This is a genomic window from Pseudomonas sp., assembly GCF_050739935.1.
In the GTDB taxonomy this organism is placed as follows: Bacteria; Pseudomonadota; Gammaproteobacteria; order Pseudomonadales; family Pseudomonadaceae; genus Aquipseudomonas.
On the sequence record NZ_JBOICF010000099.1, the window covers coordinates 1 to 22,586 of the forward strand.

General features: G+C 60.0%; 18 protein-coding genes. 10 read left to right on the forward strand and 8 right to left on the reverse strand.

What is annotated here, in order from left to right:
• Positions 1–5 precede the first annotated feature (5 nt).
• The 3 genes from ACRER8_RS19575 to ACRER8_RS19585 all read left to right on the forward strand — a co-directional run bounded on the left by ACRER8_RS19575 (position 6) and on the right by ACRER8_RS19585 (position 1,341).
• Positions 6–185, forward strand: a complete 180-nt coding sequence (locus tag ACRER8_RS19575) for a DUF2945 domain-containing protein (RefSeq protein WP_431747935.1) — start codon at positions 6–8, stop codon at positions 183–185.
• Positions 186–400: 215 nt separating this feature from the next.
• Positions 401–895: a type VI secretion system amidase effector protein Tae4 gene (locus ACRER8_RS19580; RefSeq protein ID WP_431747859.1), complete on the forward strand. Its 495-nt coding sequence runs from the start codon at positions 401–403 to the stop codon at positions 893–895.
• Between the two features lie 32 nt (positions 896–927).
• Entirely contained in the window at positions 928–1,341 is a 414-nt protein-coding gene (locus ACRER8_RS19585) for a type VI secretion system amidase immunity protein Tai4 (RefSeq protein WP_431747936.1), read from the forward strand.
• Positions 1,342–1,522: 181 nt separating this feature from the next.
• Here the strand turns inward: ACRER8_RS19585 and ACRER8_RS19590 are convergent, their stop codons facing one another.
• From ACRER8_RS19590 to ACRER8_RS19610, 5 genes are all read right to left on the reverse strand, one after another.
• Entirely contained in the window at positions 1,523–2,950 is a 1,428-nt protein-coding gene (locus ACRER8_RS19590) for a DUF2723 domain-containing protein (RefSeq protein ID WP_431747860.1), read from the reverse strand.
• 75 nt (positions 2,951–3,025) lie between these two features.
• Positions 3,026–3,997, reverse strand: a complete 972-nt coding sequence (locus ACRER8_RS19595; protein ID WP_431747861.1) for a lysylphosphatidylglycerol synthase transmembrane domain-containing protein — start codon at positions 3,995–3,997, stop codon at positions 3,026–3,028.
• Positions 3,994–4,734, reverse strand: coding sequence for an SDR family oxidoreductase (locus ACRER8_RS19600; protein WP_431747937.1), 741 nt, complete (start codon positions 4,732–4,734; stop codon positions 3,994–3,996). Before ACRER8_RS19600 ends, ACRER8_RS19595 begins: the two co-directional genes overlap by 4 nt.
• An 11-nt stretch (positions 4,735–4,745) precedes the next feature.
• Entirely contained in the window at positions 4,746–6,062 is a 1,317-nt protein-coding gene (locus ACRER8_RS19605; protein WP_431747862.1) for an FAD-binding oxidoreductase, read from the reverse strand.
• Complete coding sequence (locus ACRER8_RS19610; RefSeq protein ID WP_431747863.1) at positions 6,059–7,510, reverse strand: UbiA family prenyltransferase; 1,452 nt, start codon at positions 7,508–7,510, stop codon at positions 6,059–6,061. The genes ACRER8_RS19605 and ACRER8_RS19610 overlap by 4 nt, the downstream gene beginning before the upstream one ends.
• A 307-nt stretch (positions 7,511–7,817) precedes the next feature.
• Here ACRER8_RS19610 and norR point away from each other — a divergent pair, with 307 nt between their 5' ends.
• Entirely contained in the window at positions 7,818–9,377 is a 1,560-nt protein-coding gene (gene norR / locus ACRER8_RS19615) for a nitric oxide reductase transcriptional regulator NorR (protein ID WP_431747864.1), read from the forward strand.
• A gap of 86 nt (positions 9,378–9,463) precedes the next feature.
• On the opposite strand, the gene ACRER8_RS19620 is transcribed toward norR, so the two are convergent.
• Positions 9,464–10,750, reverse strand: a complete 1,287-nt coding sequence (locus ACRER8_RS19620; protein WP_431747865.1) for an MFS transporter — start codon at positions 10,748–10,750, stop codon at positions 9,464–9,466.
• Positions 10,751–11,048: 298 nt separating this feature from the next.
• Here ACRER8_RS19620 and ACRER8_RS19625 point away from each other — a divergent pair, with 298 nt between their 5' ends.
• From ACRER8_RS19625 to sthA, 3 genes are all read left to right on the forward strand, one after another.
• A complete protein-coding gene (locus ACRER8_RS19625; RefSeq protein ID WP_431747866.1) occupies positions 11,049–15,299 on the forward strand; it encodes a dermonecrotic toxin domain-containing protein in 4,251 nt (1,416 codons plus the stop codon).
• A 118-nt stretch (positions 15,300–15,417) separates the two neighbouring features.
• Positions 15,418–15,678, forward strand: a complete 261-nt coding sequence (locus ACRER8_RS19630; RefSeq protein ID WP_431747867.1) for a hypothetical protein — start codon at positions 15,418–15,420, stop codon at positions 15,676–15,678.
• Positions 15,679–15,838: 160 nt separating this feature from the next.
• Entirely contained in the window at positions 15,839–17,233 is a 1,395-nt protein-coding gene (gene sthA, locus ACRER8_RS19635; protein ID WP_431747868.1) for a Si-specific NAD(P)(+) transhydrogenase, read from the forward strand.
• A gap of 42 nt (positions 17,234–17,275) precedes the next feature.
• Here the strand turns inward: sthA and ACRER8_RS19640 are convergent, their stop codons facing one another.
• Together ACRER8_RS19640 and ACRER8_RS19645 are read right to left on the reverse strand one after the other, a co-directional pair.
• Positions 17,276–17,998: a glycerophosphodiester phosphodiesterase gene (locus ACRER8_RS19640; protein WP_431747869.1), complete on the reverse strand. Its 723-nt coding sequence runs from the start codon at positions 17,996–17,998 to the stop codon at positions 17,276–17,278.
• A gap of 36 nt (positions 17,999–18,034) precedes the next feature.
• Positions 18,035–18,622 (reverse strand): PilZ domain-containing protein, encoded by a 588-nt coding sequence (locus ACRER8_RS19645; protein ID WP_431747870.1) that lies wholly within the window; start codon positions 18,620–18,622, stop codon positions 18,035–18,037.
• A 126-nt stretch (positions 18,623–18,748) separates the two neighbouring features.
• Between ACRER8_RS19645 and ACRER8_RS19650 the strand changes: the two genes are divergently transcribed.
• The 3 genes from ACRER8_RS19650 to ACRER8_RS19660 all read left to right on the forward strand — a co-directional run bounded on the left by ACRER8_RS19650 (position 18,749) and on the right by ACRER8_RS19660 (position 22,000).
• Positions 18,749–19,999, forward strand: a complete 1,251-nt coding sequence (locus tag ACRER8_RS19650; RefSeq protein WP_431747871.1) for a lipoprotein-releasing ABC transporter permease subunit — start codon at positions 18,749–18,751, stop codon at positions 19,997–19,999.
• Between the two features lie 7 nt (positions 20,000–20,006).
• Positions 20,007–20,690, forward strand: coding sequence for a lipoprotein-releasing ABC transporter ATP-binding protein LolD (lolD, locus tag ACRER8_RS19655; protein WP_431747872.1), 684 nt, complete (start codon positions 20,007–20,009; stop codon positions 20,688–20,690).
• A 65-nt stretch (positions 20,691–20,755) separates the two neighbouring features.
• Complete coding sequence (locus tag ACRER8_RS19660; RefSeq protein WP_431747873.1) at positions 20,756–22,000, forward strand: lipoprotein-releasing ABC transporter permease subunit; 1,245 nt, start codon at positions 20,756–20,758, stop codon at positions 21,998–22,000.
• Positions 22,001–22,586 lie beyond the last annotated feature (586 nt).

Here is a 22,586-nt window from a genome sequence, read left to right on the forward strand (position 1 = left end):
ATCACGTGCGCTGGAATTCGGATGTCGGGCATGTCGTTGGTGTGGTCACCAAGGTGCATACCCAGGATGTCGAGTTCATGGGACGGCATCGTCCTGCATCGAAGGAAGAGCCGCAGTACGAGGTCAAGAGCGACAAGACCGGGAATCTGGCGATGCATAAGGAAGGGGCATTGCGAAAGGTGTAGCTTTGCGCCCGCCATGTTAGGGCAACGCAGGGTTTCTTCGTACGCTGGTAGACGAGTGGATTTGCATGAATCGCGGGGTTTGAAAGTTAGGCTCGTAGGAAAAGCCATTGTCCATGTGTAGGCTCCGTCCTGATTTTTCCCTGCGTCTTTAGCGCGATCCATTTCTTGATAGGTTCTTGGGCCATCCCTGTGGTCACTATCAAGGACAATCTACCGTGCGACCCTTTTTTAATTCTGCATGGCCGGCATCTCAAAGAATTTATGATTCTTCCAACTCGGGCGCGAGAGTCGCACAGATGATTGGCGGGAACGTAGCCGTCAATATCAATAACTCTGATCCGATGCAGCAGTGGAGCAACACGTGTGCTGTACGCCTGAGCTACATACTGAATGAGTCGGGGCTTGTGATTCCTCCTGTTTCTGGAGAAACAGTTTCGGGGGGAGACAAGCACCAGTATTTTTATCGTGTTAGAGATTTGATTAAGTTTCTTGAGCGTCGATGGGGCGCGCCTGAAATCGTTAAATACCCGACATCGGCGGATGATATGGGGGGAAAAAGAGGATTGATTCTATTTGAGATTACCGGATGGTCGGACGCTCAAGGCCACGCAACGCTCTTTGATGGACGGTTTTGCTACGACCACTGCTACTTCAATCAGCCGGAAGCTTCCTATCGCACGGATCGCGCAAACTTTTGGAGCCTGCCATGACAAAAGCATGTTCAGGCGTATATATAGCGCTGATGGTCGGTATTTATACCTCAATGTGTCATGGGCAAGATCCTGGCCGACAGTCTCCGCAAGCGGGCGGGCGAACATACTCTGAGAACTATCGAGATATGGTCCTGGCGAGCTGCATCGCCACTGCCTATAAAGCGAATGCGGAGGTCGTCAAAGACGCAGGCAGCAGCGTGAACGCGTTGCGTGACTGGACCTATTACGACCTTGACCAGGCTCCCTATGCGATTCGTGCGTTGGTGAATGATTACTTGCTGCGGGATTATCACAATCCCGTCGTGGAATCGGAAATTAAGGGCGTTCGCTTTGATCTGCTGAAGTGTCTGGACCTTTATCACAGCGAAGAACTGGATGCACAGATAAAGCAATTGGTTTTTCGTCATAACCATACGTACCGACAAGACAATCCTGCGCGGTAGCGCCGTTACTTTAGCTCCATAGCCCAGATCGGGCGTAGGCATGGCATCGTCTGCGATACCTGGAATAAACCTGTGGAAGCGAAATCATTCGTGAAGTGATACGAACGAAAGATGTATCGCCTGTAACATTTTCGGCGACTGAATTCGCTTTCACAGAAATCATGTCGCCGTCGAAACGGTGTTATTTAGCCCTCAGCTCATACCCCACTGGCAACGTCTCCAACATGAACCTATCCGCAATCATCCCGCAGTAACTCGTCCTTGCCAGATAAGCCCCTGGCCCTTTCAGATATGCGTTGATGTCCTGCACTTCCTCGCACAATTCGAACGTCCGGCCCTTGAGCAAGCCGCTGGCCTGAGCCGAGCGCAGGGCGCCGTTGGGGGTCCAGTCGGCGATGATCAGCGCACCTGGCGGGGCCGATTTCTCGTAGCTGCGCACGAACTCTTCGGCGGAGCGGTCGCTGAGGTAAGGGGCCATGAAGTAGTGGATGTCGTCGCGGAATGGCAGCGGCTCCTTGTGAATCGGCAGTTGAATCGCGCCGCTGGCGTATACCGCGAACACCGCCAGAATCACCACCGGTGCAGCGACCGGCGAGGCATTGACCAGGTTCGCAGCGTTGCGTGGCAGCAAGGCTTGCAGTTGAATCACGCCAATGATGCTCAACATCACCGCACCGGGCAGGAAGAACGTGAAGCGGTCGGTGACGTTGTAGGACACGGCAAAGATGAAGTTCATCATCGCTGCGGCCCACAGTACGCGCAGTGCCGGATTTTTCGGGAACAGCAGCAGGCCCACCAGTTGCGGCCCGATCAGCGACAGCATCAGCAGCATCACCGAGTTCTTCTCGTGCCACATGTCATCGAAGCGGAACAGCGATCCCTGCCAGCTCTGCTCGGCCGTCCGGTCGGGGATGCCAATCAGGTAGCGGTGGACGATATCGAACAGCCCCAGGCCGCCTTGCATCTCGTTGAGGATCCCTGGAATCGCCACTGCGAAGCCCAACACAAAGCCGGGAATGGTGATCAGAATCCGCGCCTTGTGCTGCCACAGCAGCTGCAGGTAGAGCGGGAACAGGACGATGAAGGTCAGCTGATGAATCGCCGCAGCGAGCCCGGTCAATACGCCGATCAGGAACAGCGCCGGCACCACGCCCAAACGCTGCTTGTCCCTGAACTGGACCATGTAGGCGAGGGTCACCAACACGGTATGCAGCACGTAGACCTCGGCTTTGGTCGAGACCCAAAACACGCAGTGGCAGAGCACGGCGGCAGCAATTGCCAGCAGCGCCTGCTGGGTCGTTGCGCCCACGCCCTTGGCCAGTCGGTAGACCGCCCAGGCCAAGGGAATCAACAGCAGCGAATTCATGAAGCTCAGCACATAAGGCCCAAAGCCTGCGAACAGCGCGGTGGTGACGAAGAGATAAAGCGGGTGATCCAGCGGGCTCAGGGTCTGACTGAAGTACTGACCCCGGGAGGCGTCGGCCAGAAACATGCCGTTGTCCATCCACTGGATCGGCCCGCTCGAAGCGAGAAAGCTGGCAAGGATCGCTCCGATCGCCAACAACAAGGGAATCAGAATCGACGCCTTGGAACGTACTACTACCACCATGAACTGCACTCCTGTCCCTTTTTTCCGCATCAAAACGGGCGTCACAACGTTCGCCCCTCAAATCCAATCCTGCAGCTATCCCGCTGGTTGCCCTTCGGACGCTGTTTCGCCTTTGAGCTTGAACAGCATCACCGCGCCGATGGCCACGGCAAACCACAGCGTGGCCAGGCGAATCAATACGGTTGCTGCAACGGCGTCAGCGCTGTTCATGCCTTTCCAGACCAGCAGCCCGACCATCACCGCCTCCGCGCCACCCAGCCCACCGGGCATGAAACTCACCGCGCCCGCCAGCATTGCCAGCGCGTAGACAAACACCGCGAACGCCAGCGGAATGTCGGCGCCCATCCATTGCAGAATCCAGTCGAAGGCCAGGGCCTCGGCGCTCCAGGCCATGACGCTCAGAAGAGTCAGCCCGAGCATCAACCGCAGGCGATGACACTGTTGGGCATGCACCAGCACTTGCAGCAGATGGCGTAGCAGGCCGATGAGCTTGCCGCCTTCGCTGGGCACTAGCTGCATCAGGCGTTCCAGCAGTCTGCGTTGAGATAGCACCAGCAGGCCGACCAGCACCAGGCTGACACCGATCACGATCATCGGCATCGCCTCTGGGTACAGCGACAGGCCGAACAGGGTCAGCAGGACCACGGCGAAGAGATCCGACAGACGCTCGCTGAAAAACGCCGCGAAGCTCTGCGGGTAGGGCACGCCCCAACGTTTGAGCAACACACCGCGCAGGGCTTCGCCCGCCTTGCCGGGGGTGGTGGTCAGGGCGAAGCCGGCCAGATAGATGTTCAGGCTCGGACGCCACGGCATCGGATGGCCGAGCACCTTGAGGTAGGCCTGCCAGCGGCCGAAGCGCAGGGCGTAGTTCACCGAGGACATGAACAGCGCGACGACGATGCCGACCAGGCCGACTTCGCTCACCGCCGCGCCCACCGCGTGCCACCCGCCCCACAGCGAAAACCCCAGATAGCCCAGCGCCGAGCCCACCACCGACAGCACCACGGCCCGATAGCGCCAGCCGGACAAGTGCAGTGCCTCGCTCACAGATTCAGCCTCTTGAATACCGGCTGCGGAATCGAGCGGATGACCAGCATGATCAAGGCCCAGAACCCCGGCGCGTATAGCGTCGGCACCTTGTTGGCGATGCCCTTGACGATGCGCTGGGCGACCTGCGCGGGCTGGGCCAGCAACGCGGCGGGCAGCGACAGGCCTTGGGTCATCGGCGTGTCGACGAAGCCCGGTTTGATGGTGGTCACGTGCACGCCGATCTTGAACAGTCTCGCTTGCAAGCCTTCGCAATAGGTCGAGACCGCTGCCTTGGCGCTGCCGTACAGGTAATTGGAAGGGCGTCCGCGGTCGGCGGCTACCGAGGAAATGATCGCCAGACTCCCGCAGCGCTGAGTCTCGAACTGCATCGCCAACACGGTCAGCAGGGCGATCACCGACGTGCAGTTGTTGGCGAATTCGCGCAGAGCCAGATTGACGTCGCGTTCACAGGCTTTCTGATCGGGCAGGGTGCCGTGGGCAATCAGCGCGATGTCGATCTGACCCAGCGCAGTCAGGCAGCGGCCGAGCATCAATGGGTGAGCGTCGATGTCGTTGGCGTCCATTTCATGCAGGGTGACGTTCTTCGCGCCGCGGGCTTTTAAATCGGCGGCGGTCTGCTGCAGTTTGTCGACGTTGCGCGCGACGAGGAAAAAATCACTGCCTTCGCTGGCCCACAAACGGGCACAGGCGGTGGCGATGGCCGATGTGGCGCCGATGATCAGCACTCTTTTCATAGCGGTTGTGGTCATAGCAGCACGCGGCTCCAGAAACGGGACATCAGGGAGGGATCGCGCAGCGCTTCCAGTCGCTCCCAGGCGGGGTACGCCTGACGAAAGTCCGCGCCGCTCATATGGGCATCCTTGGCCGGATACAAGCGGCCTCCCGCGGCGCGGACGATGTCGTCCAGACGCGGGAATACAACATCTTGCAGGTGCTCGCTCTGCGGGAAATCCAGGGCCAGCGAGGTGCCCGGCATGGGGAACGACAAAAGGCCCGGCGAGCGGACGTCGCCACAGCGCTTGAGCACCGCCAGAAACGAGCCTTGCCCGGCATCGGCAATGGCCCGCAACAACTCAGCCATCGCCGCTTCGGCGTTGGCTGTCGGAATCACGCATTGGTACTGCTGAAAGCCCCGGCGACCGTAGATGCGGTTCCAGTGCAGGATGCGATCGAGCGGGTAGAAAAATGGCTCATAGGCGCTGCGACCGGTCTTGCGCTGGCTCGGATGCACCCGCCAATACAGGTTGTTGAAGGCACTGAGCGACAGTTTGTTGATCAGCGAAACCGGGGGTGTGAGCGGGACGCTCAGCTTCGCCCGGCGGCCGACTTCCAGCGAGCCGTACTGCGCGTGATCACCGACGATGAACACCCCGCGTCCGGTCTCGGCGCCTTTGGCCAGGCAATCGACCCAGGCCACGCTGTACTCATGCTTGTTGTCGAGTTCGTCGGACAGCGCGAAAAATTCCGTGAGATTGTTGAAACGCACCGTAGTGGTATCGATTTGGCTGGCACGGATTGGCATCAATTGCAGTTCCGCCCAGTGAATCACTCCAGTGAGCCCCAGACCGCCGATGCTCGCCGAAAACAGCGAGGCGTTGACGCCGGGGGCGCAGACCATCTCGGGCTGACCGTGGCGCAACAGGCCGAAGCTGCGCAGGTGACGGCCGAAGGTGCCGCGTACGTGATGATTCTTGCCGTGCACATCGTTGGCGATGGCGCCGCCGACCGTGGCGAACTGGGTGCCCGGCGTCACCGGCAAAAACCAGCCCTGGGGAATGGCGACGCTCAGGATTTCTGCCAGGGTGATGCCGGCCTCGACCTTGAGCACACCACTTTCCCAGTCGGCCTCGATCAGTCGATCCAGCGAGCGCATGTGCAACACCTGATCACTCGCCGCCAGGCAGCTGTCGCCATAGCTGCGACCATTGCCGTAAGGCAGGCTGCTGCTGTGGCGGTCAATCACTCGATCAAGGTGCGCGGGCAGTTCGTCAAGCCAGACGCAGCTATGACCGCGCTGCGGACTACGGGGAAACCGTCCCCAGGAATACAGGGGTGTAGTCATGCGGCGATCCAGAACATCAACAGGAACACCGCGCCGATCAACTGACTGGTGCGATCACGGATGGCGAACACCACCGGGTCTTCGTTCATCTGCCCGCGGTGGGTCAGCATCCATACGCGGGTGACCCAGAACAGCAGCAGCGGGCAGGCCAGCCAGATCACATGCGGAGTGACATACAGCGAAGTGGTGTTGGCGTCCTGGATGTACAGCGCCAGGACCATCACCGCCAAGTATCCGGACGACGCGCCGAGCGAGGCGATCATGTCCAGATCGCCGGGGTAATAACCGCGACCGCGGGCAAAAGTGTTCACCTCTCGGGCGCGGGCATCGCGCAGCTCGGCGTAGCGCTTGACCATGGCCAGGCTGAGGAAGATGAACATCGAGAACGCCAGAATCCAGAAGGTCAGCGTCAGGTTGAACGCCGCGACCCCGGCGATGATGCGTGCGGTGTAGAGCATCGCCAGGACGATTACGTCCCAGGCCATCAACCGCTTGAGCTTCAGCGAATAGGCCAGGGTCAGGCCGTAGTAGGCGGCCATGACCGCCGAGAACTGCCAGGGCAATAGCAGCAGCGCTGAACCGAACGCCGTTATCAGCAGGGTCGGGACCAGAATCAGCCCGGCCTTGATCGACAGTCGGCCGCTGGCGAACGGCCGGTTGCATTTGCTCTTGTGGTATCGGTCGTCGCACAGGTCCAGCAGGTCGTTGAGGATATACACGCTGGAAGCGCAGAGGCCGAAACAGAAAAACGCGAAAACCCCGTCGCGCGTCAGGTCGAGCTGGGCGAGGCGATGAGAGGCCAGCAGTGGCACGAAGATCAGCGCATTCTTCAGCCACTGATGCATGCGCAGCGCCTTGCGCCAGTCGCGCAGGCTGGCGGTGTTGGTGCGGATGGTCGGCTCGACCCCAGTCATCGCCTCGACGCGCGACTCGACCCCAGAATCCGGATTGACCACATAGGCCTGACGCGAGACTTTCCAGATCGGCAAATCATCTTTGGAGTTGCCGATATAGTCGAAGCCGCCTTCGCCGTAATGAGCAACTAACAGGTCGCGCTTGTTATTGCCCGACAAGTTGCGATTGGCGTTAGAGGCCAACACCAGATCGAACAGTTGTAAATGTTCGGCGATCCGCTCGGCCAGACTTACATGACTGGCGGTAGCCAGCACGATCAGCCGCCCATTCGCTTTTTCGGCCTGAATCATCTCGATGATCTGCGGGTCATACGGCAATACCGAAACATCTATTTCCGTCTCCAGCGCCAAACCTTCCTTGAGCGCAGCCTTGCCCTTGAGCAGCCAGCCGAACACGCTGAAAGCCTTCAACGGCTTGCTTCGGACGAAGGCCATTGCGGTTTCCATCAGCAAGTCAGAACGCAGCAGCGTGCCGTCCAGATCAACAACCAGGGGTGGGAAAGTTTCTTGAACTCGTCCCTGAATTCTCGCCATGTCGGATGCTCCTCTTGGGATCGCCTGACTATAAACAAAAATATTTTTTTACAACTTCATATAAATTAAAGGGTCGGACCGCGGCCGCCGGGCACTTGGCGCCAGAATAAAACAGCGCTTTGGTGAATAACTTTAAAAGTGAGCCGCTTCAGGATTGAAACAACGGGTGCCGATTAATTGGCGACCAACTAATGACTTATCTTGAGTTTCAAAGGCAGGGGGGACGCTCTGCTATCGGTTGCCGTCGTGCCCAGCGCGGGTGTCATAATGACCACGTTTTTCGCGTCCGATCGTGCTCTGGAGCCTTATGACCAATCCCTTGCTGTTGGCGCTTGTGCCGCTGGTGGCCGACCTGTCCCGCGATTTGCCGGACGAGGAGCGTTATCGGCGCCTGCTGCGTTCGCTGCGCCAGCTGTTGCCTTGCGATGCAGTGGCGTTGCTCAAGCTCGAGGACGATGTGCTGGTGCCGTTATCGGTGGAAGGCCTGAGCCCTGACACGCTGGGCCGGCGTTTCCGGCTGGGGGAACATCCGCGGCTGGACATTATCGTGCAGAACCGTGAGCCGACGCGGTTCTCCACCGACTGCGATCTGCCTGACCCCTATGACGGTCTGGTGGACGGCCTGCACGGTCATCTGGAAGTTCACGACTGTTTAGGCTGTCCGCTGTTCGTGCAGGACAAGCTCTGGGGACTGATCACTCTGGACTCCCTGGACCCATCGAGGTTCGGCAGTGTCGATCTGGGCAATCTGCAGGCGTTTGCCAGTCTTGCGGCGGCCACGGTCATGGCCAGCGAACGGATCAATCATCTGGCCCGCAGCGTGGAAGATCAGCGGCAGCTGGCTGAAGTCTACAAGCGTGCCGCGGGCGGTCGAGGGCCGCGCGAGCTGATCGGACAAAGCGCGGTGCATCGCCGTTTGCAACAGGAAATCCAGCTGGTGGGCAACAGCCCGCTGACCGTGCTCATCACCGGTGAAACCGGGGTCGGCAAGGAGCTGGTGGCCGAAGCCATTCATCTGCAATCGCCTCGGGCGCAGAAACCGCTGATCAGTCTCAACTGCGCGGCGTTGCCCGAGCTGTTGGTGGAAAGCGAGCTGTTCGGTCACGTCAAGGGCGCGTTTTCGGGGGCGGTCAGCGGTCGCAGCGGCAAATTCGAACTGGCCGATGGCGGCTCGATCTTTCTTGACGAAGTGGGCGAGTTGCCGCTGCCGGTGCAGTCCAAGTTGCTGCGGGTGTTGCAGAGTGGACAGCTGCAGCGGGTCGGCTCTGATCTGGAACACCGTGTTGATGTGCGGATCATCGCCGCCACCAACCGCGATCTGGCCGAGGAAGTGCGTGCCGGGCGATTTCGCGCTGACCTGTATCACCGTCTGAGCGTGTACCCGTTGGTCGTGCCGCCGCTGCGGGAACGGGGGCGGGACGTGCTGTTGCTGGCGGGGTATTTTCTCGAAGAGAATCGCGCGCGCATGGGCTTGCGCAGCCTGCGCATGAGCCCTGAGGCGCAGAAGGTGCTGCTGGCGTATTCGTGGCCGGGGAATGTGCGTGAACTGGAGCATCTGATCAGCCGCGCGGTGCTCAAAGCGCTGTCGGATCACCGTGAGCGGCCACGCATCCTCACCATCGAACCCCACGCGCTTGGGCTGAATGAAGAGGTACAGCCACGCGCTGCCGCCGCACCGATCCTTGCGGGCATCTCCCCGGTTGTGAAACCGGGCGATGGGCTGAAGGAAACGGTCGATGGGTTTCAGACGCTGCTGATCACCGATGCCTTGAGTCGGCATCAGGGCAAATGGGCCGACGTCGCGCGCGAACTCAACCTGGATCGGGCCAACCTCAGTCGATTGGCCAGACGGTTGGGAATACGGTGAGGAACAGGTGATCTTCGTCAGACGCGATCTCGACACAAAAAAACGCCCCGAACCAGTCGGGGCGTTTTTGTGTCGAGCGTGCAGCTTTAGCTTGTCACTGCTTCCATGCGGGTCTGGCCCTTGCGGAACAGCACCAGCGTCGCGATCAGGCCCAGAACGGCGGCGCCGCTCAGCCAGATGCCCGGGGCTGCCTTGTTGTCCAACACGTGGATCAGGTAAGTACAGGCTGCCGGAGTGAAGCCGCCGAAGGTCGCGGTCGCCAGGCTGTAGGCCAGCGAGAAACCGGTGGTACGCACGTCGACCGGCATGATCTCGGTCAGGGAGACCACCATCGCGCCGTTGTACGAGCCATACAGGAACGACAGCCAAAGCTCGACGACCAGCAGGTTGACGAAGCTCGGGTTGGCAGTCAGCCAGGACAGCGCAGGGTACGCCGTGACGATAGCCAGGATGGTCGCGGCCAACAGCAGTGGCTTGCGACCGACCTTGTCGGACACGGCGCCCATCACCGGCAGCCAGATGAAGTTTGAAATACCGACGCAGACGGTTACCAGTAGGGCGTCCAGGTCAGACAGGTGCAGTTCGTTCTTGCCGAAGGTCGGCGTGTAGGCGGTGATCAGGTAGAACGACACGGTGGTCATGACTACCAATGCCATACCGGCGATGACCAGGCCGAAGTTCTTACCGATCGATTTCACCACTTCGCTCAGGCTTGGGCGGTGATGTCTGGCGCGGGCTTCGAACTCGGGTGTTTCTTCCAGCGAGCGGCGAATCACGAAGATAACCGGAACGATCAGGCAGCCGATCAGGAACGGCACGCGCCAGCCCCATTGGCCCATGTCCTGCGGACTCAGCCAGTGATTGAGAGCAACGCCCAGCAGTCCGGCAAATACCACAGCGGCTTGCTGACTCGCTGACTGCCAGCTGACGAAGAATCCTTTGCGGCCCGGAGTCGAGATTTCCGCCAGATACACCGACACGCCACCCAGCTCCACGCCGGCTGAAAAGCCTTGTAGCAGGCGGCCCAGCAACACCAGCAGCGGCGCGACGACGCCCAGGGTGGCGTAACCCGGCACGCAGGCAATCAGAACCGTACCCATTGCCATCATGGCCAGGGTGATGATCAGGCCTTTTTTACGGCCGTGATGGTCAATGTAGGCGCCGAGGAAGATGGCACCCAGTGGGCGCATCAGGAAGCCTGCGCCGAAGGTCGCCAGCGAGAGCATCAGCGATGCGAATTCACTGTCGGCAGGGAAGAAGGTCTTGGCAATGGCCGTGGCGTAAAAGCCGTAAACCATAAAGTCAAACATTTCAAGGAAGTTGCCGCTGACAACGCGAAAAATCGCTTTGCCTTTGCCTGTGTTCGAGGCCATTTGGAATTACTCACTTAGGCTGTCTAGCTGGGGGAATCCGTTGTATTTGTGCGTCCTCACCTGCGCTGTTTGAGCCTGGACCCACGCAGCGCAGATTTGTAACGATATGTGTAAAAGTGGCGGATGGCAATTGGAAGACACGCATCATCCTTTGACGATGGCTCGTGACAGGCTAGCGATCGCAATATTTGTTTATGTCACCGCGCAGGCACTTCTGCCCTTAACTCGCTTGAAATGGTCCGGTCTGAATGCGCCGAATCAGGCCGGGCCCGGCACCCATCTGCGAGTTAAAACCACAATGACTATAAAGTTTGACCTGATCGATACATTTTCCCGTCGTCCTTCGCTCTCGCCTCTGGCCCGCGCGACTTTGATACAGGCACTCAAGACTCAAAACCCGCTGTTAAACCTTGATCCCGATGTCGCCGCCGTCACCCAGACCACTGAGTCCGGACAACAAATGACTGAAACGCTGAGTGCGTGCCTGCGCAACAATTTCGCCACTGGCAAGACTCCTACCTGGAAAAAAGGCCTGAGTGTGTTGCTCCCCGATCCGACATTGCCGACGCCGGTTGCCGCAACGGTGGACATCGAGGAATTGGCCGTGCTTATCGACAGTGTTTCGCTGGGGCTTTTGGACGCGTTCATGCAGGCGCTGGTCAGTTTCTGGGACCGTCCCGGCTCAGACGGTATCAGCCCTGGAGGTCGCCTGGCCGAAGCGCTCGCCCAACTCGGCCGCGAGCCAGTGCCGAAAGCTGATCACGAGCCGGCGCCCGATTTCGAGAAGCAGGCAATGCATGTGCTGAACGGGCAGCTGACGGCGATTCAGCGTGTTCCGGTGCTGAGCCTGGACGACTTCGACGAGATCGAGCGCTACCTTGCGAAAATCACCGACATCACCCCGTTGCTCAAGGATGAGCATTCGACCGGGATCGCCCCGTATCTCTCGCGGCTCGATCAACTGCCGCACTGGCTGAGCACCGCTTCGTCGGTCGATCGTCTGGATTACAGCCGTAGGATCAGCGCGGTGGCGGTGGTAGCCGAGCGCACCACTGGACAAACCTGGGACGACGGCCTGCCGCCAATTCTCGAATACGCGGGAAAGGCACTCCAGGACTGCTTGCGCGAGGATCACCCCGAGGCGAGCTGGCTGACTCTGGACGATGTAACCGTACACATCGAGAAAGTGGTCGCGGCCGCAGTGCCGTCGGCAGGGCAGATCATTTCCCTCGGTAGTGTCGAGCATCTGCAGATGAGCGTCGCCCACTTCGCGCTGGGTAATCTGTGCAGCGTACCCAGTGGCACGCTTAGGTTGTCGATGCGTGATGGCGGGCCGCCGCCCGGCTGGTTGACGATCGCCTATCTGAAGCAACTGGTCGTTCGCGTGGACATCGGCCGTACCTATCCGGCGCTGGTACGTCGCTGTCTGCTCATGGACGCGAGCGAAGCGGCGCGACGTCAAAGCCTGTTCGCCGATCAGCTGCGGGTACAGTTGCCGCTCAAGGCGCTCGAACAGAAGATTCGTGGCCAGGGAAATCTGACCGAAGCCGGTTATCGACGGGTCTGCTCGCTGCTGGAGCCGTCGCTTGACAGCGCTGTCGAGCAAACCGTTCTACGTCCGCTGGGCTGGATCTCTCAGCCGGGCGCGGCCGCCGATGAGGTCCGCAACGTTTTTGTCATCGGTGCTGCGGACGTCGCTGTGGGACCGTTCGTTCTCTATCGGCCATTCGCCCAACTGCCGCTGACGGAATTCGTCACTTGGTCGATGTTGCGCGATGCCATCGCCGCGCCCGGGGCGTTGCAGGAGGAGGTGCTCACGTGGATGAGCGAACAGGGTCGGCAACGCTACGCTAATGGCGGCTTCGATCAGCCTCACATCGCGCGTTTTGGCCTGGGTTCGGAATTTGCTCCGCTGGAGGTTCCCGCACCCGCACAATTGAGCGCCGCTCAGGTCCATGGCGAGATCATGCAGGCCCTGTTCAACGGCAACGCACGCGCACTGGTGGACCTTGCTGATCGCGAATCGGTTTCCAATACCGAAAGCCGCTGGGCGATGATCCAGCGCGGTGGCTGGCTGACGCTGGATCTGGTGATGCCGTTCCTCCCGGGATCGGTCGGCGATGCGCTTTGGCTGGTGCAATTGATGAGCGTTGTTGATCAAGTGCTGGTGGCACAGCGGCGTGGGACCGGCCAGGGAGCAGGGCAGGAGTGGAACGCGCTGTTGCTGACGATTTCAATGATTCTTATCCATCAGGGATATGCGACTCGGTCGGACAGCGTAATAGCCGCGGAGGCTGTCGACCCGGTGCCGGTCGAGCCTGTCACGTCAACCACTGTGCCGCTGGCGGAAGGTTCTACTTCCTCGCCCGAAGCGAGCCCTGGCTATGTACCGCAGCTGGATTTCTCCTGGTCCAGCCTGAGCCATCGACTGACCGAGAGCCAGACGCGGAGTCTCGAACGCCTGAAAATCGTGCCCCAACCCGTCTTGGAGGTCTCGTCGGCGGAACCTGGAAAAGCAGGGCTTTATCAGCAGGAGGGGCAATGGTGGGTGCAGTTGGACAGCGGAGTATATGCAGTCGGCTTCGCGGAGGAAGGCGTCCATATAGTCGACCCGCGCAACCCATCCTCGAGAGGGCCGCGGCTCAAATGTATCGATCGGGTCTGGACACTTGACCTTTCGTTGGGGCTTCGCGGTGGCGGTCCCAAGCGCAACGTCCGGCAATTGGCGCTGGAAAACGCTGCGGCGCTTAAGCGGGCGATCGAACGCGATACCGCGCTGGAGCAGCGCAAGCAGGCGATTTATCAACAGTTTGCCGATTGGGACAAAGGGTTTCGCGATCAATCGCTGTCCTTGACCCCGCCACTGATCGAGCGTATCGAAGCGGACCTGAACGAGCTTGGGGCCATCTTCCAGCAGAGGGCTGAACTTCAGCAGACACTTCGCCCTGCGGATCGGGTTGGCGAGAAACCCATTGCCAGGAATCTGCAGGGTATCAGTCGACGCGTGGCTGTTTATGAGGGCCTTCTGGTCTCGAGTCTGCTTAGTCTGCTGCACGTGCGACTGCCGAAATTGCAGATGGGTGGTGTCGGGGAGGTCACGCCGGAAAACCTCGACGCGTATTTGGCATTGTTCGAGGAAATGGTGACCTTCAAGGATCGAGGTGTACATTGGTCGGGCGTGAGGGAGGGTTACTGGCAACAACTGCGAAGTGTGCCCAAGGTAGGGCACGCGCTCTGGCGTGAAGAGGTGCTGGAGATACAGCGCACCAATGTCTTCACCCATCTGGAGTGGCGGGTCAATCGCTTGTGGTCGCTGCTGGAGTTGAGTTTCGACAAGAAGATCATTCTGTCTGGCTCGATCGCCCGCGAGTTCAAGCGCCTGCGCACCGACGAGGCGTTGCATGGGGCGTTCAGCTCTCACGCGGAGGTGGAAAAGCCCAACGATTACACGCCAGCCGAGCAGATCGATGTGCTGGAAAGCTCGCTGCGTGAATACCAGCGGTGCAAATTGATTGCAATGTCCGCCCGGGAAGACGCGCCCGAACATTTTGTGTCTGCGCGGTTCGAGCGCTTTCTCGAAGACTTGGCGTGGGTCACGGATCGAGCCGAAAAACGGCTCTCGGACCTGATCCGGGAAAATGCCGAGCCGCCCGCGCAGCTTTTTGAATACGCCCCTAGAGTCAGCCAGCCGCGCAAGCGGGTGTTCAAGACCCGCGCCCAGCGCACCCTGGTAGGCAGTCTCAGAGAAGGAGAGTCCGGGCTCTCCGGCGCGGTGGTCGATATTACGCAAACCATGAGCGACACCATCGTCGGCACCTATCATCTGCACGAGGACGGTGAATGGGTCGAGGTGCAAGATGCGCATGCGCCCAGGCCCGTCAGCCGTGAACAGGCAGTTGCGCTGGCGGAGTTGAAGCGACAAGCCACAGCGGCGATCGAAGGACTCGAGTCGAGCATCAACATTGCCCGTCGTCAGGCCAGGCGCGCCGATGAGCCGGCAGACATGCAGGACATCCTGACGCACAAGGCCGACATGTTTACCGCCCTGGCTGACAAGCTGACCAGCCAAGCCGCGCAAGCCGGTGATGGGGAAACGGCCGCGACTGCTGTGCAGACCCTGGTGAGTCAGCTGCGATCCGGGGCTTCACGTCTTGTCGAAGAGGGCAGGGCGCTGCGTATCGCGATGATCAAGGCGCAACCGCCGACTGCGGCGCGTCTGGGGTATCTGGCGCAGGAGCAGGAAGTCGACATTGCCCGTTTCGAGGGGCGCAAGAACATGTCCGGCGCCAAGCGCAACGATTTCCTGCAGGAGTACGTCATTCGTGACAAGGATCGGCGCGTGCTGTGGTGGGCGCACTTTCACTACGCCAGTGAAGGGGCGGGCGCCGAGGCGTTTACGGCGGCTCATCTTAAACTGCCTGAGCAGCGCTTCATTGGCTACAAGGCGCAGGTCAAGGCGGCGAAAGACAACAAGGAAGTCATCAGCGTCTATCGCAGCGCGATTGGAAAAGAGATCGCCCAGCGGCTGTTCCTGAGCCTGGCCAGGTAGCTTATTAAAGCAGCGCTTCACGCGGCTCGGCAGCCAATTGATCGTTCCCACGCTCTGCGTGGGAATGCATCCCCCCGACGCTTCGCGTCAGTCGGCTGGTGAGCGCGGAGCGTCCGCGATGAGTGATCATGCGGAATGTGGGGGCGATCAGCCGATCAGTCAGGTTCCATGGCGTGTCGGGCGCTGGCGCAAACACACGATCCATTGCGGGAGCGAATTCATTCGCGACGCGGTGGTATGTCCCACGCAAAAAACCAACAGAGCACGCATGAACCTAAATATTGCAGCTTTTAATGGGATTCATGACGCCAACACATTTATCATCCGCACCAGTCAGGCATCCCGCCGGTTTTTACCGCGCGAGGAAACTGCCACGTAACGCAGACAAAATTGGCTTGCGACACGACCAAGGGGTAATGTTCGCCGCGACGCTGCACGATTAGACTGCGCCGCGAGTTTCGATTCTTCATGCCGCCGGCCGCGGCATGGGTTAGCCAGAGACGCCAGAGTGGCGTCTCGGCCTGTTCTAAGGAGTACGCATGGCTGTCTACAACTACGACGTAGTGGTACTGGGTTCCGGCCCAGCTGGAGAAGGCGCGGCAATGAACGCCGCCAAGGCTGGGCGCAAGGTAGCCATGGTCGACAGTCGTCGGCAGGTCGGCGGCAACTGCACTCACCTGGGCACGATCCCGTCCAAGGCGTTGCGTCACTCGGTCAAGCAGATCATCCAGTTCAATACCAACCCGATGTTCCGGGCCATTGGCGAGCCGCGCTGGTTTTCGTTTCCGGATGTGTTGAAAAACGCCGAAAAGGTCATCAACAAGCAAGTCGCCTCGCGCACCGGCTACTACGCGCGCAATCGTGTCGATGTGTTCGTCGGCACCGGCAGCTTCGCCGATGAACGCACCATCGATGTGGTCTGCAGCACCGGCGTCGTGGAAAAGCTGGTGGCCAATCAGATCATCATCGCCACCGGTTCGCGTCCTTATCGCCCGGCGGATATCGACTTCAACCACAAGCGCGTCTACGACAGCGACACTATCCTCAGCCTCAACCACACCCCGCGCAAGCTGATCATCTATGGCGCTGGCGTGATCGGCTGTGAATACGCCTCGATCTTCAGCGGTCTGGGGGTTGAGGTCGAACTGATCGACAACCGCGATCAATTGCTGAGCTTCCTCGATTCGGAAATCTCCCAGGGCCTGAGCTATCACTTCAGCAACAACAACGTGATGGTTCGCCACAACGAGGAATACGAGCGCGTCGAAGGCCTGGAAAACGGCGTGATCCTGCACCTCAAGTCCGGCAAGAAGGTCAAGGCCGACGCCTTGCTGTGGTGTAACGGCCGTACTGGCAACACCGACAAGCTGGGTCTGGAAAACGTCGGGATCAAGGCCAACGGTCGCGGCCAGATCGAAGTGGACGAGGCTTACCGCACAAGCAAGCCGAATATCTATGGCGCCGGTGACGTGATCGGCTGGCCGAGCCTGGCCAGTGCGGCCTACGATCAGGGCCGTTCGGCATCGGGCAGTGCGGTGGATAACGGCGCATGGCGTTTCGTCAACGACGTGCCGACCGGCATCTACACCATTCCGGAAATCAGCTCGATCGGCCAGAACGAACATGACCTGACCCAGGCGAAGGTGCCGTACGAAGTGGGCAAGGCCTTCTTCAAGGGCATGGCCCGTGCACAGATCTCCGGCGAACCGGTTGGGATGTTGAAGATTCTGTTCCACCGCGAGACGCTGGAGATTCTCGGGGTGCATTGTTTCGGCGACCAGGCGTCGGAGATCGTGCATATCGGCCAGGCGATCATGAACCAGCCGGGCGAGGCGAATACCCTCAAGTATTTCGTCAACACCACCTTCAACTACCCGACCATGGCCGAAGCTTATCGGGTAGCGGCATACGACGGTCTGAACCGGCTTTTTTGAGTGGCTCCGGCCGGTGGCCTGAGCCGGCCGGGGAGACCGATTTCAGTAATTCCCGAGGGTGGCGCTGGCCAAACCGGGAAAGTCTGTAATCAGGCTGTCAACGCCGAAGTCGGCGAGTCTGCGCATCAGCGCGGGCTCGTTGACTGTCCACACCGACACGTGCAAGCCCTGACTCTGGGCTTTTTTCAGGCGCTCGGGCGTGCACAGCGTCCAGTTCAGCGCGAGAATTTCACAGCCGTAGCTCTGCGCCACCTTCAAAGGGTCCAGCCAGGCGTATTCGGCCACCAGCCCCCGCGAGATATCCGGCGTCAGCTCAAGGGCTGCGCGCAAGACTTCCCGCGAACTTGAAGTGATGGTGACCTTGTCCAGCAGCCCATGACGCTGGGCCAGTTCACGAATCGCCAAGACCGTGGTCGCCGCTCGGGTCCGAGAAGCGCTCTTTACTTCCAGCTGCCAGTGATCGAAGGCGCATTTCTCGAACAGTTCTTCAAGGCGCGGAATCGGGCAAGGCTGAACCCAGCCGGGGCCGCCCTTGCGTGCATCGTAGGTCACAAGGTCCGCTGCTTCGTGCTCGACCACCTTGCCGCGCCGGTCGGTAGTGCGTTTGAGGGTAGGGTCGTGAATTACCATCAGCTCACCGTCGCGGGACAAGTGCAGGTCCAGTTCGCAACGCTTCACCCCGTGTTTGAGGCATTCCTGAAAGCTGGTCAGGGTGTTTTCCGGTGCTTCGCCTTTAGCGCCGCGGTGGCCATAAATCAACGTCACAAATACTCCTTCGATAACGCGCCTACAGGCTGAAAATCAATTCTGATCGGGGTTGCTCTGCTCGCGAGCCAGGCGCCGTTGCGCGGCTTGTCGTTGCAAGATGTGTCGGGCCAGCAGCTGACGCTGGGCGTCGCTCAGGTCGATCCACTCGGTGCCGACCTCGAAATCACCGATGGTCAGCGAGTGGCATTGCGTTACCCTGGCGCGCAGCATCATCCCGGAAGCCTGTGGCATCAGCACCATTTTCACCGATAACAGACTGCCGGCCGGGAAGGGCTGGTGGGATTCGAATTGCAGGCCACCCTCGGACATGATCACCTTCTGCGGGGCGCCCAGCTTGCCCAGTACGGTCTGGGCCACCACTTGACCCAACAGATCGATGCGTTTGCTCATCGCCCGCAGGAAGCTGTTGGTGGTACGGTCACGGTCGTCGAGCTGGCGCAGCAGATGCTGGGACTCGAACTCGGCGACGTGCAGTTCGGTCAGCAAATCGAAGAGTGTCGAGGTGTCGTGGTGAGCGAGTTCATCGATCGAGCCGGACGCTGGAATGCGCTGAATTTCCAGTGCGACGCTGTCCTCGATACGGTAGTATTCGCGGCGTTCTTCTTCATCTAATGTCGACATGGCGAACCCAAGGTAGCAGCGGTTGTCAGAGTGATTGCTCTCGATTGCGACTCAGTGATTCGAGTGTAAAGCCGCAGGCCCAGGCCCGCCACAAGGACGTTCCCATTCCTCCGAACAAGCCCCTACATGTTCAGACCTCTTTTTGTATTTATCGGCACGCGTTACACCCGTGCAAAACGCCGTAATCATTTTGTCTCCTTCATTTCCCTGACGTCGATGATCGGTCTCGCCCTTGGCGTAGTGGTGATGATAGTCGTGTTATCGGTCATGAACGGGTTCGATCATGAGATGCGCACCCGCGTCCTGGGCATGGTGCCTCACGCGACCATCGAATCGGGCGAGCCGATCAGCGACTGGCAAAGCCTGGCCGCCCGGGTCAAGCAGAACCCGCAGGTGGAGGCGATCGCGCCGTTCACTCAGATGCAGGGCCTGCTGACTAATAACGGCAACGTGCAGAAGATCCTGCTCAATGCCATCGACCCTGTTCAGGAACGCAAAGTTTCGATCATCGACGGCTTCATGAAACAGGGCCGTCTCGACGATCTGGTGACCGGCGGCTTCGGCGTGGTCATTGGTGACAAGGCCGCGACCAAGCTGGGCGTTGGGGTCGGCGACAAGGTCACTTTCGTCTCGCCTGAAGTCACAGTCACCCCTGCCGGCATGTTTCCACGCATGAAACGCTTCACCGTGGTCGGCATCTTCCACGTGGGCGCCGGTGAGCTGGACGGCTACCTGGGCGTGACCAATCTGCAGGATCTGGCGCGTCTGCACCGCTGGAAGCCTGATCAGGTGCAGGGGCTGCGCCTGAAGTTCACCGACCTGTTCAAGGCGCCGCGCACCGCTTACGACATCGCGCAGAACCTGGGCGAGCATCAGTATTACTCCCGCGACTGGACCCGCACCCACGGCAACCTGTATCAGGCCATCGGCATGGAGAAATCCATCATCGGCCTGCTGTTGCTGCTGATCGTGGCGGTGGCGGCATTCAACATCATTTCCACGCTGGTGATGGTGGTCAACGACAAGCGCGGCGACATCGCGATCCTGCGCACGCTGGGCGCTACACCCGGGCAGATCATGGCGATCTTCATGGTCCAGGGCACCGTGATCGGCGTGGTCGGTACGCTGATCGGCGCGGGTGTCGGGATTCTCGCCGCGCTCAACGTCAGCTCTGCGATTTCGGCGCTGGAAGGTCTGATCGGCCACAAGTTTCTCAATGCGGATGTCTATTTCATCGACTATCTGCCTTCGCAATTGATGGCCGAAGACGTGCTGCTGGTGTGCGGCGCGGCTTTGGTCCTGAGTTTCCTCGCCACCCTGTATCCAGCCTGGCGTGCCGCGCGCACCCAGCCGGCGGAGGCGCTACGTTATGAGTGAGTCGGGCATGAGTGATAAAGCTGTACTGAGTTGCCGCAACCTGGGCAAATCCTACGAGGAAGGCCCGGAATCGGTGGTGGTGCTTTCGGGCCTGCAGCTGGAACTGCACCCGGGCGAACGCGTGGCGATCGTCGGCAGTTCAGGTTCAGGCAAAAGTACCTTGCTCAACCTGCTCGGCGGCCTGGACACCCCGACCGAAGGCAGCGTCTGGCTGGCGGGGGAAGAGCTGTCGGCACTCAACGAGAAGGCCCGTGGCCTGCTGCGTAACCGGGCGCTGGGTTTTGTCTATCAGTTCCACCACCTGCTGCCTGAATTCACGGCGCTGGAAAACGTCTGCATGCCGCTGCTGATCGGCAAGACGTCGATCCCGGAGGCCCGCCAGCGCGCCACTGCATTGCTGGAGCGGGTAGGGCTCAAGCATCGTCTGGCGCACAAGCCTTCGGAGCTGTCCGGTGGTGAGCGGCAGCGCGTGGCGATCGCCCGTGCACTGGTCAATCAACCGGGTCTGGTGATGCTCGATGAACCGACCGGCAACCTCGACTCCCACACCGCCCAAGGCATCCAGGACTTGATGCTGGAGCTGAGCACGTCGTCGCGCACGGCTTTTCTGGTGGTGACCCACGACATGGCGCTGGCCCGTCAGATGGACCGCGTGTGGCGTCTGGAAGAAGGCCGTCTGGTTCAGGCCTGACTCACTTGACCCGATCCCGGTTTGCCGGTTTCGGGTTTTTCACTTTTAGCTACGGTGCTCCACGAATGTTCAGACCGTTATCCATCTTTATCGGCACGCGCTACACCCGGGCCAAGCGACGCAACCATTTCATCTCGTTCATTTCGATGACCTCGATGATCGGGCTGGCGCTGGGCGTCCTGGCGATGATCGTGGTGCTGTCCGTGATGAACGGCTTCCAGCAGGAGATGAGCTCGCGCATCCTTGGCATGGTGCCGCATGCGGTGATCGACGGCGTCAGACCGCTGGATGACTGGAAACCGGCGGCCGACGCGGCATTGAAGAACCCGCAGGTCACCGCTGCCGTGCCGTTCACGCAAATGGACGGCATGCTGTCGTACAAAGGCTCGATGCAGCCGATCGAGATCAACGGCGTCGATCCGGCATTGGAATCTCAGGTGTCCATCGTCACCCAGCACATCGTTCAGGGTCGCCTTCAGGATTTGAAGGCTGGTGAGTTCGGCGTGGTCATCGGTGAAATCACCGCGCGACGCTTTCGGCTGAATGTCGGCGACAAGATCACCCTTATCGTGCCGGAGATCAGCAGCGATCCGGGCGGCATCACTCCGCGCCTGCAACGCCTGACCGTGGTCGGCGTGTTCAAGGTTGGCGCCGAGCTGGACGGCTCGATGGCGTTGGTCAACGTCGCCGACGCAGCCACCATCAAGCGCTGGCAGCCGAATCAGGTGCAGGGCGTGCGTCTGGCGCTGACCGACCTGTACGCCGCGCCGCAAGTCTCCGCTGCCATTGCGGGCGGGTTGGGCGCCGACTACAAGGCCGACGACTGGACCCATACCCAAGGCAGCCTGTTCAGCGCGATGAAAATGGAAAAGACCATGATCGGTCTGCTGTTGCTGATGATCGTCGCGGTCGCCGCGTTCAACATCATTGCCACGCTGATCATGGTGGTAAACGACAAGGGCGCTGACATCGCGATCCTGCGAACCATCGGCGCTACACCGCGGCAGATCATGAGCATCTTCGTGGTTCAGGGCACTGTCATCGGGGTGGTGGGTACGATCATCGGTGGTGTGCTGGGGGTGATTGCCGCGATCAACGTCAGCCAGTTGGTGGGCTGGATCGAGCGCGTCACCGGGCAGCATATTTTCACGTCCGACGTGTATTTCATCAGCAACCTGCCATCGAAGCTGGAAGGCAGCGACGTGGCGCTGATCTGCGCGGCAGGGTTCATTCTGAGCTTCCTGGCGACGATCTACCCAGCGTACCGCGCGGCGCAGATTCAGCCGGCGCATGCGTTGCGGTATGAGTGATCGCCGAAGTCTGCATAGCCGCTGTAGGAGCGAATTCATTCGCGAGAGGCCGGTACAGTCGATACACGTCTGTAGCTTGAACGATAGCATCGCGAATGAATTCGCTCCCACAGTTGAATATCGCTTTGCCCGATGTACCGCGCGGCGCGGAGTCAGCTGGCGCATGCGTTGCGGTATGAGTGATCGCCGAAGGTCTGCGTAACCGCTGTGGGAGCGAGTTCATTCGCGAGAGGCCGTACAGTCGATGCACATCTCTAGCTTGAACGATTGCATCGCGAATGAATTCGCTCCCACAGCTGAATAGCGCTCTACCCAGCGTACCGCGCGGCGCGGAGTCAGTCGGCGCATGCGTTGCGGTATGAGTGATCGCCGAAGTCTGCATAGCTGCTGTGGGAGCAAATTCATTCGCGAGAGGGCGGTACAGTCGATGCACATCTCTAGCTTGAACGATTGCATCGCGAATGAATTCGCTCCCACAGTTGAATATCGCTCTACCCGGCGTACCGCGCGGCGCAGATTCAGCCGGCGCATGCGTTGCGGTATGAGTGATCGCTGAAGTCTGCATAGCCGCTGTAGGAGCGAATTT